This is a genomic window from Scopulibacillus darangshiensis (genome assembly GCF_004341035.1).
GTDB lineage: Bacteria > Bacillota > Bacilli > Bacillales > Sporolactobacillaceae > Scopulibacillus > Scopulibacillus darangshiensis.
On record NZ_SLXK01000023.1, the window covers coordinates 1 to 16265 of the forward strand.

Below are 16265 nucleotides of genomic sequence, written 5' to 3' on the forward strand. Positions count from 1 at the left end.
AGATACCCGATAAAAGAAGATACACTTATCTTTGGTGGAATACTTACTAACATGTGAATATGATCCTTACAAGCTTCTGCTTCTATAATTTCTACACCTTTTCTTTCACATAATTGTCTCAAGATCATCCCTATATCTTTTTTCAGTTTTCCATATATAACTTGTCTTCTATACTTTGGTGCAAAAACAATATGATACTTACAATTCCATTTTGTATGTGCTAAACTGTTAACGTCAGATGACATAAAAAGGTCCCTCCTTGTTCGATAAATTTGGTTGGCGAACCAAAGTTTATTTTAGCACTAAGAGGGGCTTTTTTTGATACATCGCTAAAAGCTTTCCTGAACCCTAGGCCTAGCCTAGGGTTTTCATTTAACAAAATAAAGCCGATTGCCCTTAACACAAGGCAACCGGCTTTTTACACATGCTTTAGCTTTTTGTTACTGCGTGAAAGTCCAGTCCGGAACGAACTTCTTCGACATAACCCGCACGTATGACATAATCACCAAAATGTTCGCCCTCCTGCCGTTCCTTGGCATACTGAAGAAGGATTGGTCGCAGGCTTTCCAGGATCTCCTCTTCACCAATATTCTCACGGTAAAGCCTGTTCAAGCGTTCTCCGGCGAACCCTCCCCCAAGATACATGTTGTATTTTCCAGGGGCTTTGCCGATAAAGGCAATTTCAGCCAGGGCAGGGCGGGAACAGCCGTTAGGGCAGCCTGACATCCGAATAACGATTTCCTCCTCATGCAGGCCGGCTTCATCTAAGATCACATCGAGCTTATCCAGCAGAGAAGGAAGATAACGTTCCGATTCTGCCATAGCGAGCCCGCAAGTCGGAAAAGCCACACAAGCCATTGAATTCCTGCGCAATGCGGAATAATGTTTTCCTTCGGTGAGGCGATACTTTTCGACCAGCCTAGCAATGTTGTCCTTGTCCTCGCTTGTGACATTGGCAATAATCACGTTCTGGTTCGGGGTGAGCCGAAAATCCCCCGTATGGACTTTGGCGATTTCCCGCAGACCAGTCATAAGCGGATAGTTTTCAAAATCTTTGACCCTGCCGTTTTGGATGAATAGAGTAAGGTGCCACTTGCCATCACCCTCAACCCAGCCAAGACGGTCGCCATTATGCTCGAAAGTAAAGGCACGCGTCTCTTCAAGCTGCCATCCTAACCTTTCGTTTAATTCATTTTTAAACCAATCAAGACCTCTGGCATCAATGGTGTACTTAAAGCGGGCGTTCTTCCTGTTTGAGCGATTGCCGTAATCACGCTGGATCGTAATCACTGTTTCTGCTACCTCAATAATTTTATCGGTCGGAATGAAGCCGATCACCCGTGAGACCTGTGGATAGGTCGCCGTATCCCCATGAGTCATCCCCATGCCGCCGCCGACGGCAACATTAAAGCCTTTCAGCTCTCCATCTTCCAATATGGCGATAAAGCCAAGATCATGGGAAAAGATATCCACATCATTTGATGGGGGAACCGCTATGCCGATTTTAAATTTCCTCGGCAAATAAAAGGTGCCGTACATTGGTTCAACCTCTTCCTCCGTTTCGCGGCTGTCTACGACCTTTTCACCATCCAGCCAAATTTCGTGATAGGCGTTGGTCCTCGGAGACAGGTATCCACTGAGTTTCTTGGACCATTCATACACCTCCGAGTGAACATCGGATTGGTAAGGGTTAGGGTTGCACATCACATTCCTGTTGACATCACCGCAGGCAGCCAGCGTGTCCATCAGGGATTCATTAATTTCCTGAAATGTTTTCTTAAGATTCCACTTTAGTATACCGTGCATTTGGAAGGCTTGCCTCGTCGTCACTTTCAGAGTGTCATTACCATACTTTTGAGCAATATCGTCGATTGCCAGCCACTGTTCCGGTGTCGCCACCCCTCCTGGTGCACGGACCCGGATCATGTATTGATATGCTGGCTCAAGCTTCTTCTTCCGCCGCTCATTGCGCAAATCGCGGTCATCCTGCTGGTAACTGCCATGGAACTTCAACAGTTTCGTATCATCATCGGAAATGCTGGCAGTGATCGGGTCTTCTAGCCCCTCAGCAATGGATCCCCGCAAGTAGTTGCTGTCCTCTTTAATTCGCTCAAGGTCGCTCGGAGGTCCATCATTTGCTGGAAATTTATGTTCTGTCATTTTTCGTTGCTCCTTTCAAATTATCTTTATAATCTAGTAAACATCACGTTGATAACGCTTCTGCCGCCGCATGTCATTTAGATATTCTTCAGCTTCCTCGTGGCTCATACCGCCTTCTTTTTCAAGGATCGCAATGAATGTCTCATGGACGTCATTTGCCATATATTTCTCATCGCCGCAAATATAGACATTGGCTCCTTCCTTCAGCCATTGGTAGAGGTCGCGGCTCTTTTCTAACATACGGTGCTGCACATACACCTTCTCATCTGTATCGCGGGAGAAGGCAACATCCATTTTCGTTAAGATGCTTTCTTTGAGCCACTTTTGCCATTCGACCTGATAAAGGAAGTCTGTGGCAAAGTGCTGATCACCAAAGAAAAGCCACGTTTTCCCCTTAACACCGTCCTCCTCCCGTTCTTCAAGGAAAGATCTGAAGGGGGCGACACCAGTGCCGGGTCCGATCATGATCACCGGTGTGTCACGATCGGCAGGAAATTTAAAATTCGGGTTGCGCTGAATATAGACAGGTACGACTTCTCCAGGCTGGGTTCGTTCCGCAAATTGCCCAGAGCAGACACCGGTCCGGTCCCGGCCGTGTGCATTGTATCTGACTGTTCCGACAGTAATGTGCACTTCATCCGGATTCGCTTTAGAACTGCTGCTAATCGAATAGAGGCGAGCCGGGATTTTCCGAAGCGTTTTGATAAAATCACCAGGCGGCAGTTCCTCAGGCGGAAAATTTTGTATCAAATCAAGCACATCCCGCCCCTCAAGATAAGCCTTAAGTTCTTCCTCCTGTCCAGGAGCGAGCAGTTCTTTCAGCCCATTGTTGTTAAAGAGCTTCGCGGCTTGCTCTAGCAAGGGCTTTGTCAGCCTTGTGATCTCAAAGTGTGTATGCAGGGCTTCACGTAAGGAAAGGATATCCCCTTGTTTATTTACCGGAACGGTCTCTTCAGGGTTCCAGTTCATCTCGTTGATTAACTTATCTACTAGGATGGGATCATTCTCAGGGTAAATACCAAGACTGTCACCTGGTTCAAACGCAAGATTTGATCCATCCAGTGATAATTCCAGATGGCGTGTCTCCTTGTTCGATCCTTGCCCGTTGAGATTCAAGTTGTCTAAGACTTCTGCTCTGAATGGGTTTGATCTTGTATAGGCGGGCTGTTCTTCAGTTAGTAACCCAGCTCCGGCTTGTTGTTGTGCCAGGAGAGTCTCACCGGCGGATTTAGCCTGTTGCCCCTCACCCAATGTCCCTAGGACACCTTCTATCCACTCTGCAGCGGATTCGTCAAAATCAACATCGCAATCGACCCGCGGGTACAGGCGTTCACCGCCCAACTCTTCCAAGCGTTTATCAAAATCCTTACCGGTCTGACAGAAGAACTCATAGGACTGATCTCCAAGCGATAACACTGAAAACCGTACGTCCTTTAGTTTTGGCGCCCGTCTGCTGTTAATGAATTCATAGAAAGACAGCGCATTATCAGGCGGATCACCTTCCCCATGTGTAGCTGTTACAATCAGCAAGTCTTGCACTTTTTTTAAATCCTTCGTCTTGAAATCGTCGAGCGAAGAAAGCGTCACTTTAAAATCCCGCTCCGCTAATTTCTTGGACAGCTCCTCAGCAAGCGTTTGCCCATTGCCCGTCTCGGATCCGAAGAGTAATGTCACTTCCCTTGTGGCAGTTTGAACTTCATTTTGGGATGATAATGTATTCTGTACAGCAAGACCTGCGGCAACCGGCGATGCTATTGTCTGCGGCGCAGCCAGATACCCGCTCAGCCAGATTCTCTGCGCCTCCGTCAGTGTCGGGAGAAGCCGATTAAGGCTCTCTGTTTGTTCTTGATTAAATGGACTGTTCATGACCTGTAAGTTCAAAGATTCCACCTCGCATTTTTTCATATAGCTTTTAAAATTAAAAAATCCTCTTCGATAAGGAAGAGGAATGATTCCGTCCCTTATCATTCAGGCCGCTGCCTGCTGGACTTAGCACCTTCTACCTTCTATAAAAGGACAGGTTGCTGTGGGATCAATGGACCAGGTTCCTCCCCCAACTCTTTATAAGGATTAACTTATTCTATATAGAAAAAAGGCCCCTAACCATTTTCGTTAGAGACCTTCGGTTTTTCCGATCAGTCATTTCTGATTGTATTGTATTGTTATTATATATTAAACTGCAATTATTCCAATTTGTCAACTAGGAATTAAAAATTAATTATCCGAGGTAAAGTCTTTTATAAAAAAAGTCGCCTATTTAATACCTCCATAAAATCGATTAAAATGAAACTAATAACAAACAGGGAGGCCATTCACATGAAAAACATGACAAATCTAACCGTACAAACATATAAGGGTGGAACACTTTCTTAAAGAAAACTTGCCGATTGGCGAGCCTTTGGTGAAGACAGAGGCATAGTTGCACTTATGTGCGTCAGAAAGTTATACTTTCTGATTAACTAAAGAAAACTTGCCGATTGGCGAGCCTTTCGTGAAGACAGAGGCATAGCCCGCACTTATGGTGTGCCCCCTTATATGTGTTCATTGAAATAACACATAAAGGGGTAACTCATGGATTTTCCAGTAAAAAAATTCCTTTCATATTACAAACCGTATTTAAAAATCTTTCTTACCGTATTGGCCACTGCCTTTATCACATCCGCTTTGACTTTGGTGTTTCCGTTGCTCGTACGTTATATTACGAAAGATGTTCTGGCAGAAGATTTATCAACCGCGTTAAATAAAGTGTATTGGATTCTCGGGCTGATGCTTGTCATCGTTGCTATTCAGAATATCGGGAACTACTTTGTGGACTACAAAGGACATGAAATCGGTGCTCGCATGGAAAGTGATCTGCGAAGTGAGCTGTTCGCACACATGCAAAAGCTTTCCTTCGGCTTTTACGATAAAGAAAAGACGGGTCAGCTCATGTCTCGTTTAACCAATGACCTGCTCTTGCTTTCCGAGTTGTATCATCACGGACCAGAAGACTATATCAATTATTTCGTTCGCTTTATAGGCGCGTTTTTCATTTTGTTCTTTATTAACGCCCCATTAACGATTATTGTATTCTGCTTTCTGCCAGTGTTAGGTGTCCTCTCATTATATTTTAATAAGGCCGAGAACAAGGCTTTAAGAAGAAATAAAGAGAGAATTGGCGACGTCAACGCCCAGTCGGAAGATAGTCTTTCAGGTATTCGTGTTGTAAAATCGTTTGCCAACGAGGGTCTCGAGGTCAACAAGTTCAACCGGGAAAATAATCGTTTCCTTGACAGCAGAAAAAAGTTCTATAAAACAGAAGCTGTCTTTTACAATTGGATTCAAACGTTCCTCCAACTGATTACGGTCACAGTGATCATATTCGGCAGCATCACTATTGCCCGGGGCACATTAGATTTAGCTGATCTGATCACTTTTTTACTGTATATCAACTTTATGATTGAGCCCATTCAGAAACTGACGCATATGAGCACGCAATTTCAAGAAGGCGTCACAGGCTTCCAGCGCTTTATGGAAATCATAAATCTGAAACCGTCAATCGAAAACAAACCAAATGCCGTAACTATGCAAGACGTTCGCGGCGACATTAGGTTCAAGCACGTTTCCTTCCGATACGAGGACCATTTGGACGATGTCCTGGAAAACATGTCGCTTCAAGTCCTGCCAGGGGAGTACGTTGCATTGATTGGTCCGTCTGGTGCGGGAAAAACGACATTGTGCTCGCTCATTCCCCGCTTTTATGATGTAACAGACGGGGAAGTGTTATTGGATGGGATCAATGTCCGGGATCTTGACCTGGAGTCCTTAAGGAAAACAATTGGCATTGTTCAACAGGATGTTTATCTTTTCGCGGGAACGGTGATGGAAAACATTCGCTACGGAAATCCGGCAGCGAGCGATGAAGATATCATCGCTGCAGCCAAGCATGCCAATGCTCATAACTTTATCATGAGCTTGCCAAATGGCTACCACTCATGTATAGGCCAGCGTGGTGTCATGCTGTCCGGCGGGCAAAAGCAGCGGCTCAGCATCGCCCGCGTCTTCTTGAAAAATCCGCCAGTGCTAATTTTCGATGAGGCCACAAGTGCACTTGATAACGAGAGCGAAAGCATCGTTAAGGAATCACTGGAATTGTTAGCAAAAGGACGTACCACCCTCGTTATTGCCCATCGCCTATCCACGATCCGCAATGCCGAACGGATTATCGTCCTGACAAAAGACGGGATTGTGGAACAAGGTTCGCATGATGAGCTGATTGCAAGAGGCGGAGCGTATGCAAATCTCTATTCCAAGCAGTTTGAATTGCACGTGTAAACTTTTAAAATAAATCAGCTCTCCCCTTATTGAATGGGAAGAGCTGGTTTTATCTTTTAATAAGGTAAACTATCGAAAGGATAATGCTACCCCTTCTGTTTCCTAAGGACGTTCTTGTAGATCAATTGACCGCCCCATAACAGGATAAGAATAAGGGCAATATAGCTTAGCGGTTGCAGGTAAGGACGGGCTTCTTGCCAATGGTCTCCTAGTTTCCACCCTACATAAGTTAATAAAATATTCCATGGTATGCAGCCAAATAAAGTGAACAACATAAATCTTTTGAAATTCATATGAGCGATTCCCGCCGGTAAAGAAATAAAGGTTCGAATGATTGGTAAATCTCGTCCGAGAAAAACAGCCCAACCCCCAAACTTTTCAAACCAGTACTCAGCTTTTTTTAAATGATGTTCATTTAACCATACATAATGACCATATTTCTGAAGAAAAGCATACCCCCCTTTTCTCCCGATCCAAAAAGCAATAGAAGAACCAACGAGATTCCCGAAGATGCCGGCCAGAATTACAAGCCAAAAATTTAGTGTTCCCTGCGCAGCCATAAAACCACCAAAGGGCATAATAGCTTCACTTGGTAAAGGAATACAGGCACTTTCAAGGATCATCCCTATAAAAATCCCCCAATGGCCCATTTCGGAGATCAATGCGGTGGCCAAGGAACCAAACCATTCTACAAGTTGATGCATAGTCGAAATCTCACTTCCTTCCACTAGAAAAAATAACGAAAAGTAGGTCATAGAATTTACATTAATACAATAATGTCTTTAAAAAGTTTTTCTTTTTCCATTAGGCTTTGGTGGCTGATCTCACCTTATATAGATAAATCGTCCAGGCTGATTCATCAGATCGAAAAATTTTCTCAAGCTTTAAACCCGTTTTCTCTGGGTGTTCGATTGGCAAGGCGGAAAAGATGTATTCCCCTCCCATTTTTTTGAATGGTTTTATATTAAGTTCAAGGTTATCTATTTGTTTATTTGAATCCTTCGTAAACATATAATTCTTACCAAGTTCATCTACAAATATATAACAGCGGCTTCCCCAATTATCATAGTAATTCTTAAGCATCTTGTTTTTATCCAATTCCTTGGCAATAATTTCCCTGAATTTATGCTTATAGCTTAATGGGTAAAAGTTATTGTAAGTATCCAGTGTATAAAAGCCATTATATTGGGCGATAGCAGGGTGGATCCCAATACTTGCTATCCGGTAAGAGGATACTGGTTTATTTATATAACTTTTTATATCTTGAAATTGCTGGATGGCATAAAACTGTTTAAATGTCGGTTCGTTATGATAGCGGATCTGATCATTGAATCCAAATAGAACGAACAATTGAAGAACAATAAGGATTTTAACTATTCTTCGCCCTATTTTCCCTTTTTTCCAAATAAAATGAAGAGCCAAAGCGAAAACAATGTAGATTATCATCGGATGCAAATAATGATATCTTGAGAAATTGAATGTAGTCAGAAGGGTAAAAGCCCCTTTTAATGGCTCCCAGCCTTTATAGAACCAGAACGCATACCAGAGAGACAGAATTGCATATAATGCGCTCAACCATACCAAAGTCTTCTCATTCTTCCAAAGTCCTTTTCTCCAAATCATGACAATGACCAGAAGGACAAGTGGAAGAATGATCGGTGTATGAAGATCCTGATCCTGGTTATGGCCAATCACTAGATTTTTCAAAAACAATAAAAGAGTATGCTGAAGGGACAATGTCGATTCCACAAACTCTGTCCGGCTCGTCGGTTCATGCGGCAGCAGCAGCGAGAACACCAAACGATATTCAATCGCTAAGTAAATAATCGTCATGTACGCAATCGAAAAGAAAAAGCGCCAGTTCCATGCTTTTTTTCGAATGACATCAACGAGCCAAAGAACCCCCATAACACTTAGAAAAAAGAAAAATCCCAGCACGAATGTCGAGTAAAAGGGCAACAGCGTCAGAATGAGATAATCCCGCCATGTTGATTTTCGAGCCCGGATATTCAAAAAAGCCCATAATGCCAAAGGCATGCCAAGCTGGCTCAACATGCCAGAAGGCCAAAAGGGGATTAAAGCAAAAGTCAACGCTGTGCCTACTAAGATAATAGACGATGCATCTTTCTTAAAAAAATGATCTTTTAGGAGTAAATACATGCCTATAAACGCAAATACTCTGGTGATAAGCTCGTTAAGGCCGTAAGCCACCATTGGCGGTAAGTATACATTCAACAAAACAATACCATAAAATTGGCTGTACAAATCGCCCCTTGGTAAACCATTAATGATCTGAGGAATGGTTGTCCCAATGGGGGCGAATAATGTTGAACTATGCCCCAAAATGCGATACCAAGCGACATTAGAATCTAAGTTATCATGTATGCGCACATGTGCATTTTGCCCAAGAATGAAATAAGGTGCAACATATATCAGGATAATTAAAAAAGCTAGTAATATTCTTTTATTGTTATGAAACATTATTAATAAGGTGCGCGCCAAACTCAGTTCCTCCCCAATAGCCTTAGTTATAGTTATCCCGGAAAGATCTATGTCAACTTGCCGCCGATTTAACCCGGTTAACTAAAAACAAAGTATTTCTGCCCAAAATAATTTGTCAGGGTATAGAGCACCGTACCCAATAGGATAGCTAAATCCGACGCATAAGAGGCCTGTATAAGCCGCCCCTCCGACAGAATAAAAAATGCGAGCGATTTACCCAAACCGTAGGAAAGCCCATAACAACAGACAATCACAGTTGCAAATCGAAAAAAATTTTTACCTATAGGATCCTTACTTTGAAACGTGAACATTTTATTTAAATAAAAACTCACACAGGCACCGATGGCATTACCTGTAAATGTAGAGGTCCAGTAGGAGAATCCGGTGCCGTGATAAAGAATATACATTAACGCCATCCCAACCGCCGTATTAATACATCCTACTATTAAAAAACGAATAAAAGAGTATTTCATCATCCGCTCTTTTCCAAGAATTGAAGGCCATGCTTTCTAATACACTTTGATTCATCTGATTAGAATAAAGATCTGTTTCAATGATAAATCTTGGTCGATGTTTGGTTTCTTCATAAATTTTACCGATATATTCACCGATAAGGCCCATACTCATTAGTAACAGACCGCCGATAAACCAAAGCGATACCATTAGAGATGACCACCCCTCATTCGGCTGACCAAGGAACTTAACCGCTAACACATAGATGCCAGCTAGACTGCTAATAAAAAATGAAATAAATCCAATGATGGTGATCATTCGAATAGGCACAACGCTGAAAGATGTGATGCCATCAAAAGCAAAACTAATCATTTTTTTCAAAGGATACTTTGATTCCCCAGCTAAACGTTCTTTTCGGTCGTATAAAACCTTAGTCGTCCGCAAGCCGATAAGTGGAATAATGCCGCGTATAAACAGGTTCTTCTCACCATAACGCGCAAGTTCCGTTAGGGCACGCTTACTCATTAAACGAAAATCGGCGTGGTTATAGACAAGATCGATACCCAAACGATTCATAAATCGGTAAAAGCCTTGAGCTGTTACCTTTTTAAATGATGTATCTTTATCGCGGCTTTTACGAACACCGAAAACAATATCATATCCCGCGCGGTATTTTTCTACAAACTCGCGAATAACAGAGACATCATCCTGAAGATCCGCATCAATTGAAATCACGCAATCAGACTTTTTGCGTGCCGTTTCGAGTCCTGCAAGAAGGGCTTTTTGGTGACCAACATTTCGCGCTAATTTTAGCCCTGTCACAAAAGGGCTCTCTGCATTCATTTCGTCGATTAAAGACCATGTTGTATCCTTGCTGCCATCATCAACAAAAAGGAGCTTACTTTGGGGCGCGATTAATTCTTCTTCTATTAAATGAATTAGTTTGGATGTCAGTTGTTTCTTTGTTTCCCGTAAAACTTCTGCTTCGTTGTAACACGGTACAACGATGGTGAGTATAGGCTGGTTCATTTTTGTTCCTCCCCACTCTGAATCCATTAGTTTTTCGTGCATTTTCCGCCATTACATAAAGTCAGTTATCTTTTTAACTTAAATAAAATCAGAAAAAGAGTTAAAACTGCTTTTATTGGCCATTTTGACAGCGTCCGGGAATTCAGTATGAATGACAGCGACTTTTGTTTTAAAACAGACTGAAAAAGTTGATTTAAGATGGAACGGAAGTAATAACAACGGCCTTTAATAAGGTGTAGGAGACATTTTTTTATCCTGACCCTTGTTCCTTTTGTCACACGATATAAAATAACCATTGCCGCACTAATCAAAATTAAAGGAATAATGACCTTGCCTGCCGACGTTTCAATTAATGTATAATGCGGACCTAATACCTTGCCCAATGTAACAAAGGTGCTGACCCAAATCGCTGCGCCAAGATATGAAAAAAAGGCAAATGAACGAAAGGACAACCTATTTATACCAGCTGAATAACCAGTCAAATGACGGACACCGGGAATAAAACATGCGAAGAGGAGCAGGGGTATCCGGTATCTATTAAATGTGTTTGACATTTTGTTAAGGCGTTCTGGACTTAAGTGAACGAACCGTCCGTATTTCTGGAAGAAAGGAAAGCCCAATTTCAATCCGATAATATAAGCAATTGTCATACCGGATACACTACCCAATATCCCAACCACCATGCTAAGCGTCCAACTCATTTCGCCGTTAAATGCGAGGTACCCTGCGTAACTCATAAGTATTTCAGTTGGAATTGGTAAAGCAATAAGCTCTAACATGAGTGACAGAAACAATATAAGGTATCCATGGCTATTTATTAGTTCAATAAATGTACTTATCATATTTTGCCTCCTGTCTAGACCTGTCCGTGTATCTAAAGTGAAAAAAGCTTACTTTTACTGTTTGCAATAAAGAGACATCTTCCATATGAATAAAGTTCAAGTTTATTTAATTGCATTTTTTGGCAACTATTTACCCAATCGCCTTGGTTTTGTATACTCAAACAGATTGGAATTGAAAAGCACTAAAAAAAACCCGCCAATCAGCGAGTTTTTTTAGTATTTTCTTGATTTTACATGATTTTACTTCACTTAATTCATAAGCCAATAAACAATGCCAACTAAAATAGCTAGCCAAATAATAATAATTAGTGTCCCGATAAACCATTTTGTTACAGTATTTATTGGTATCTTTTGTTTAGCTTGCTCTCGACATTCTGCTATTACTTCTTGTGGAATCCATTTAAAGGTAAAATAGATCCCAAGGGGAAGCAAAATAACATCATCAAGATAACCTAACACAGGTATAAAGTCCGGAATAAGATCAATCGGACTTAATGCATAGGCAATGATTAAAAGAGCCAAAGCTTTACAGTACCAAGGTGTTTTATAATGTTTGCTTGCTAAATAAAGCGTATACAATTCTGATTTAAGCTTTTTGGCTTTTTGTTTCCAATTATTTGATGACCGATCCATTTGATTCACCCTATGTTTAGATAATTCAATTATTCGCTGTTTTTTTCGGTTGTACCTCCCGGCAAAGGCAGGAAAACTGAAAATTTGCTTCCGATCCCGATCGTGCTGTCGACTTCAATATAGCCGTTATGATTGTCAACAATTTCTTTTGCGATGGCGAGCCCTAACCCTGTTCCGCCTGTTTTTCGGGATCGGGCTTTATCAATACGATAAAACCTTTCGAATATCCTGGACTTTTCCCCAGTTGGAATCCCGATTCCTGTATCACTGACACTAAAGACAGCGCAATCCTTATCCCGCGACTCCGACAAATATATTTCTATGGTGTCCCCTTCATTCGTATATTTCAAGGCGTTTTCTAATAAAATATTGGTGACTTGCCTCAACTGATTAGGATCTCCAATGACTTCAACACTAGAATTCACGTTCATTATAATCTTTTTGTTATTTAAAATTGGCTTAAGCTGTTTTATTGAATCTGCGATGACCGATTCAACCCTTACTTGCTGTCTAGTTATACCTATCGGATTGGTTGATTGAGCTAGTTTTAATAATTGGTGAACCAATCGTTGCATGTGCTCACCCTCAATATCCATAGCTTGAAGTGACTGCTTAAGGACTTTTGGATTATGCTTTCCCCATCTTTTTAAGAGGTTTAAATGACCTCTTAAAGCCGTTATCGGTGTTTTTAATTCATGAGAGGCATTTGCCACAAAACTTTTTTCCCGTTCAAATTGGTCTTCAAGCTTGTCTAAAAGTGTATTAAATACTGTTGACAACTCAGTTAATTCGGTTGGTTCTTTAGGCACTGGTACCCGTTTCTTAAGATCTGAGGAATCCCTCATTAAACTGACGGAATTTGTTATTTCTATTAGAGGACGGATGTTTCTCTTGGTTAAAAAGTAAATTAATAATGAGCCCATAAAAATTCCAAATGCAGCCGCAAATAATAATATTTTTATTAATACTGTCAGGAAATCCGTGATATTATTTAATTGCGCAGCAACATGAATCGTCCCCATTTCTCCGTTCTTTTGTGTCCAAGGGGTCGAACTTGCAAGGAATAGTCCTCGATCCTTGTTCCAGAGGATCTGTTTTAACCAATTCTTCTGAACTGCTTCGGTATGGTTACTCTCAAATGTACGTTTCCATCCATGTGAATAATAAAGCCCTTTACCATTTGCGTTAGAAACCTTCACATAATAATTCCCGTAATTTGGATAGAGGAGACTATCAATAGCCTCTTGCCAGTCAACGTTTTTTTCCTTTGATGCGAGCAGCAATTTATCTTGTATGACTTTAATTTCATGTCGAGTATTATTAAACAAAAGGTAACTTACTGTTACAATAATAATTAAACCGATCATTATTGTAACGAAGAGTAGGCTCAAAACATACCAAATTGTAAAACGGTACATTAGAGTATTTGTCCTTTTGACATACTTTCGAAGTGGTTGTTTCAATAGATAAAACCTCCGTGTTATATATGTTAATCAGACGGCCTTAAAACATAACCTACGCCACGGACGGTTTGAATTAATTTCGGTGTATAGTTCCGGTCTAATTTATTTCTCAGATAACGTATATAGACATCAACAACATTGGTTTCTCCTATAAAGTCATAACCCCATACGGCTGATAATAGCCATTCACGGTCCAAGACCTTTCCCTCATGTTCCATTAAAAACTGTAATAAATTGAATTCTCGCGGTGTTAAATCGATTACAGTGCTGTTCCTCTTAACCAACCGTCTGGATTTATCCATTTCAAGATCAGCGATTTGAAGTGTTTCACCTTTTTGCGGATTTGAATTTAGGTTATTTCTTCTTGTTACAGCCCTTATGCGTGCCAGTAACTCTTCAATTTCAAAGGGTTTAGTAATATAATCATCAGCACCAGTGTCTAACCCAGCAATTTTATCCCCAATATGCCCTCTAGCTGTCAGAATAATGATGGGAGTATTGCTTTTCTTTCTTATCCGACGGCAAACTTCTAATCCATCAAGCTTCGGGAGCATCCAATCCAGTAATAACAAATCCCAATTACCTTCTCGGAAGAATTCTAAAGCTGCCTCACCATCGTCTGCACGAGTAACGTCATAACCTTCATGCCTTAACTCAAGCTCAATAAACTGTGCTACATTCTCTTCATCTTCAACAAGCAGAATAGATAGCGGATTCAATTTTGCCCCCCCCATTTTATGCTCTTTCTCCATTGTACCTTTTTGCAAGTAAAAATTAACAAAATTAAAGTGAGAAAATAATGAGAAGTTTCTCATCAATTTATCATTTGAATATCCTTATTCCTCTCATTTTCTAAGGGTAAATTAAGAGTGTAAGAAAAAACTATTGGGAGGTTTTCACATGTACAAAAAGCCTTTACTTATTGCCGGGCTATCCTTCGCCATTGTCGGTGGAGGTATTGCTTTTCAAAGTTTCCACTTTCCGGTCACTGACGCTCACGCTTCAACAAAAATAGCTGCCAATCACTCTCATAAGGGTGATGGTGACGGTGAAATGGCTGATGACCAGAAACAGGTAAAGCAAGATAAAGGTGACGGTGATGGCGAGGTTGCAGATGATCAAGAGCAAGTAAAGGAAGACAAAGGCGACGGTGATGGCGAGGTTTCTGATGCTAAGGAGCAGCAACAACTGAAAAAGGCTGCTAAAATATCGAAGGAGGCAGCTGTAAAAACGGCTTTAGCGTCTGTAAAAGGCCAAGTCAAACAAGTTGAATTAGAAAACGAAAATGGCCGCGTTAACTTTAATGTTGTTATTAAAAATAATAACACAGTTAAAGAGGTAAAAGTGGACGCAACCAATGGCTCACTTCTTAAAATAGAATCTGGAGACAAAGATAACGAAAAAGAATAATAAATGTTCTTTCTGGTTTTAATGACTGCCGATTAAATGCGTGATTTTTTCATTTGCACTAGCCGTTCTTCTTACTAAAGAAGATCGGCTTTTCATCGGGTGTTAGTTTTCATTTTAGTTTAGGATCTTCCCGTAATGAACTTTTTCCCCTCATAACATGTCCGTTAATTGTATCTAAAAATACGGCAATTTTGGTGGGGGGATTTATCATTACCTGGTAATTTAAACACTTATCTTGCTGAAGTATTTTTCAAATCTAAAAAAAGCCTGGAAAAGCAAATAAAAAATAAGGAGGATCATAAATGGAACAGTATGGTAAGGATCAGAATAATAGGGGAAATCCATCTATTTCTAATAAAGCCGAAGCCGCCCCATCGTTAGGACGGCAAATGTTAAACAAGGTTCCGGAAATCACGATCTACTTCTGGATCATCAAAATCCTTGCAACCACCGTTGGCGAGACAGCCGCAGACTTACTAAACGAAAAGCTGAACTTGGGTTTGACCAACACGACTTTGGTCATGGGCGGCCTTTTGCTCATCACACTGTTCTTCCAATTTAGGTCATTAAAGTATGTACCAAGGATTTACTGGCTTGCAGTCGTACTGATCAGCGTTGTCGGTACATTAGGATCTGACAACCTTGTGGACAATCTCGGGGTCCCCCTTAAGACGACCACCATCATCTTCAGCCTCCTATTGCTGGCGACCTTTGCGGCATGGTATATGAGCGAGAAGACACTGTCCATTCACTCTATACACACAACCAAACGAGAAGCATTCTACTGGTTGGCTATCTTGTTCACTTTCGCCTTAGGTACATCAGCAGGCGATCTTATAGCAGAGGGCATTAACTTAGGTTATTGGAAATCAGCGTTAATGTTTGCAGCACTAATCGCGGCGGTTACAATCGCCTACTATTTCTTTAAGCTGAATGCAGTGCTAGCCTTCTGGATAGCCTACATCTTAACCCGTCCTTTCGGCGCCTCTCTCGGCGACTTTCTTTCACAGCCACGTCATGCCGGTGGACTTGGTCTAGGTACAGTAGGCACTAGCGCAATCTTTCTAATAACAATCTTGTGCTTGGTTTTTTACCTAACCAAGACGAGAATAGATGACCCGGACCAGTCCAGATAACGGGCCGTTCATAATACAGCTAAAAAAAATTGAGTCTGAATCCAAGAATCTGGGTTCAGGCTTTTTAGTCCATTTGTATAGAGAATGTAGAATTTTTACCAAAAGCAAAAAATAAGAGAATCCTAGTCATAGCAAATGGAAAAGGACGCGGAAGAACTTAAAAACTGAAATAAAAGCTTAACTCATTCATTATAGGGTTCAGATTCCGCTATTTGTAAGAAAAGTGCCGCTTTTGTGAAATTATAGGACTCAGATTCCGCTTTTTGCTCTTATTCCACTCAAATGACCTCTTGAAAGACCAAATAACGGAACCACAGTCCGAT

General features: G+C 41.2%; 14 protein-coding genes and 1 riboswitch. Of the genes, 3 read left to right on the forward strand and 11 right to left on the reverse strand.

Annotated features, from left to right (window positions below; all coding sequences use genetic code 11):
- The 3 genes from tnpA to EV207_RS14460 form a co-directional block, all read right to left on the reverse strand.
- A partial coding sequence (gene tnpA / locus EV207_RS14450) for an IS200/IS605 family transposase (RefSeq protein WP_132746867.1) occupies window positions 1-245 on the reverse strand: 245 nt, incomplete at its 3' end.
- Between the two features lie 184 nt (window positions 246-429).
- Window positions 430-2160, reverse strand: a complete 1731-nt coding sequence (gene cysI, locus EV207_RS14455) for an assimilatory sulfite reductase (NADPH) hemoprotein subunit (RefSeq protein ID WP_132746868.1) — start codon at window positions 2158-2160, stop codon at window positions 430-432.
- 33 nt (window positions 2161-2193) lie between these two features.
- Window positions 2194-4041 carry an assimilatory sulfite reductase (NADPH) flavoprotein subunit gene (locus tag EV207_RS14460; protein WP_132746869.1) on the reverse strand — a complete coding sequence of 616 codons (1848 nt, stop codon included), beginning with the start codon at window positions 4039-4041 and terminating at the stop codon, window positions 2194-2196.
- 77 nt (window positions 4042-4118) lie between these two features.
- Window positions 4119-4230, reverse strand: a riboswitch (SAM riboswitch).
- A gap of 501 nt (window positions 4231-4731) precedes the next feature.
- Here EV207_RS14460 and EV207_RS14465 point away from each other — a divergent pair.
- Complete coding sequence (locus tag EV207_RS14465; protein WP_132746870.1) at window positions 4732-6474, forward strand: ABC transporter ATP-binding protein; 1743 nt, start codon at window positions 4732-4734, stop codon at window positions 6472-6474.
- An 86-nt stretch (window positions 6475-6560) separates the two neighbouring features.
- On the opposite strand, the gene EV207_RS14470 is transcribed toward EV207_RS14465, so the two are convergent.
- The 8 genes from EV207_RS14470 to EV207_RS14505 all read right to left on the reverse strand — a co-directional run bounded on the left by EV207_RS14470 (window position 6561) and on the right by EV207_RS14505 (window position 14115).
- On the reverse strand, window positions 6561-7178 hold the full coding sequence (locus EV207_RS14470; RefSeq protein WP_132746871.1) for a DedA family protein: 618 nt from the start codon (window positions 7176-7178) through the stop codon (window positions 6561-6563).
- A gap of 100 nt (window positions 7179-7278) precedes the next feature.
- Window positions 7279-8955 (reverse strand): DUF6044 family protein, encoded by a 1677-nt coding sequence (locus EV207_RS14475; protein ID WP_132746927.1) that lies wholly within the window; start codon window positions 8953-8955, stop codon window positions 7279-7281.
- Window positions 8956-9053: 98 nt separating this feature from the next.
- The gene (locus EV207_RS14480; RefSeq protein ID WP_341539806.1) at window positions 9054-9452 is read right to left on the reverse strand and encodes a GtrA family protein; all 399 of its coding nucleotides are present in this window, start codon (window positions 9450-9452) and stop codon (window positions 9054-9056) included.
- Window positions 9406-10458, reverse strand: a complete 1053-nt coding sequence (locus EV207_RS14485; RefSeq protein ID WP_132746872.1) for a glycosyltransferase family 2 protein — start codon at window positions 10456-10458, stop codon at window positions 9406-9408. Before EV207_RS14485 ends, EV207_RS14480 begins: the two co-directional genes overlap by 47 nt.
- Before the next feature lie 65 nt (window positions 10459-10523).
- Window positions 10524-11300 (reverse strand): DedA family protein, encoded by a 777-nt coding sequence (locus EV207_RS14490; protein ID WP_132746873.1) that lies wholly within the window; start codon window positions 11298-11300, stop codon window positions 10524-10526.
- 249 nt (window positions 11301-11549) lie between these two features.
- A complete protein-coding gene (locus tag EV207_RS14495; protein ID WP_132746874.1) occupies window positions 11550-11933 on the reverse strand; it encodes a YkvA family protein in 384 nt (127 codons plus the stop codon).
- Between the two features lie 29 nt (window positions 11934-11962).
- Entirely contained in the window at window positions 11963-13396 is a 1434-nt protein-coding gene (locus EV207_RS14500) for a sensor histidine kinase (protein WP_132746875.1), read from the reverse strand.
- Between the two features lie 26 nt (window positions 13397-13422).
- A complete protein-coding gene (locus EV207_RS14505; RefSeq protein WP_132746876.1) occupies window positions 13423-14115 on the reverse strand; it encodes a response regulator transcription factor in 693 nt (230 codons plus the stop codon).
- Window positions 14116-14296: 181 nt separating this feature from the next.
- On the opposite strand from EV207_RS14505, the gene EV207_RS14510 reads away from it, so the two are divergent.
- On the forward strand, window positions 14297-14806 hold the full coding sequence (locus EV207_RS14510; RefSeq protein ID WP_132746877.1) for a PepSY domain-containing protein: 510 nt from the start codon (window positions 14297-14299) through the stop codon (window positions 14804-14806).
- 302 nt (window positions 14807-15108) lie between these two features.
- The gene (locus tag EV207_RS14515) at window positions 15109-15942 is read left to right on the forward strand and encodes a COG4705 family protein (RefSeq protein ID WP_132746878.1); all 834 of its coding nucleotides are present in this window, start codon (window positions 15109-15111) and stop codon (window positions 15940-15942) included.
- Window positions 15943-16265 lie beyond the last annotated feature (323 nt).

Excerpts from the sequence above, each read along its gene's own strand:
- cysI (WP_132746868.1), bottom strand. The coding sequence starts at position 2,160 with ATGACAGAACATAAATTTCCAGCAAATGATGGACCTCCGAGCGACCTT.
- EV207_RS14465 (WP_132746870.1), top strand. The coding sequence starts at position 4,732 with ATGGATTTTCCAGTAAAAAAATTCCTTTCATATTACAAACCGTATTTA.
- EV207_RS14470 (WP_132746871.1), bottom strand. The coding sequence starts at position 7,178 with ATGCATCAACTTGTAGAATGGTTTGGTTCCTTGGCCACCGCATTGATC.
- EV207_RS14475 (WP_132746927.1), bottom strand. The coding sequence starts at position 8,955 with ATGTTTCATAACAATAAAAGAATATTACTAGCTTTTTTAATTATCCTG.
- EV207_RS14480 (WP_341539806.1), bottom strand. The coding sequence starts at position 9,452 with ATGATGAAATACTCTTTTATTCGTTTTTTAATAGTAGGATGTATTAAT.
- EV207_RS14485 (WP_132746872.1), bottom strand. The coding sequence starts at position 10,458 with ATGAACCAGCCTATACTCACCATCGTTGTACCGTGTTACAACGAAGCA.
- EV207_RS14490 (WP_132746873.1), bottom strand. The coding sequence starts at position 11,300 with ATGATAAGTACATTTATTGAACTAATAAATAGCCATGGATACCTTATA.
- EV207_RS14495 (WP_132746874.1), bottom strand. The coding sequence starts at position 11,933 with ATGGATCGGTCATCAAATAATTGGAAACAAAAAGCCAAAAAGCTTAAA.
- EV207_RS14510 (WP_132746877.1), top strand. The coding sequence starts at position 14,297 with ATGTACAAAAAGCCTTTACTTATTGCCGGGCTATCCTTCGCCATTGTC.
- EV207_RS14515 (WP_132746878.1), top strand. The coding sequence starts at position 15,109 with ATGGAACAGTATGGTAAGGATCAGAATAATAGGGGAAATCCATCTATT.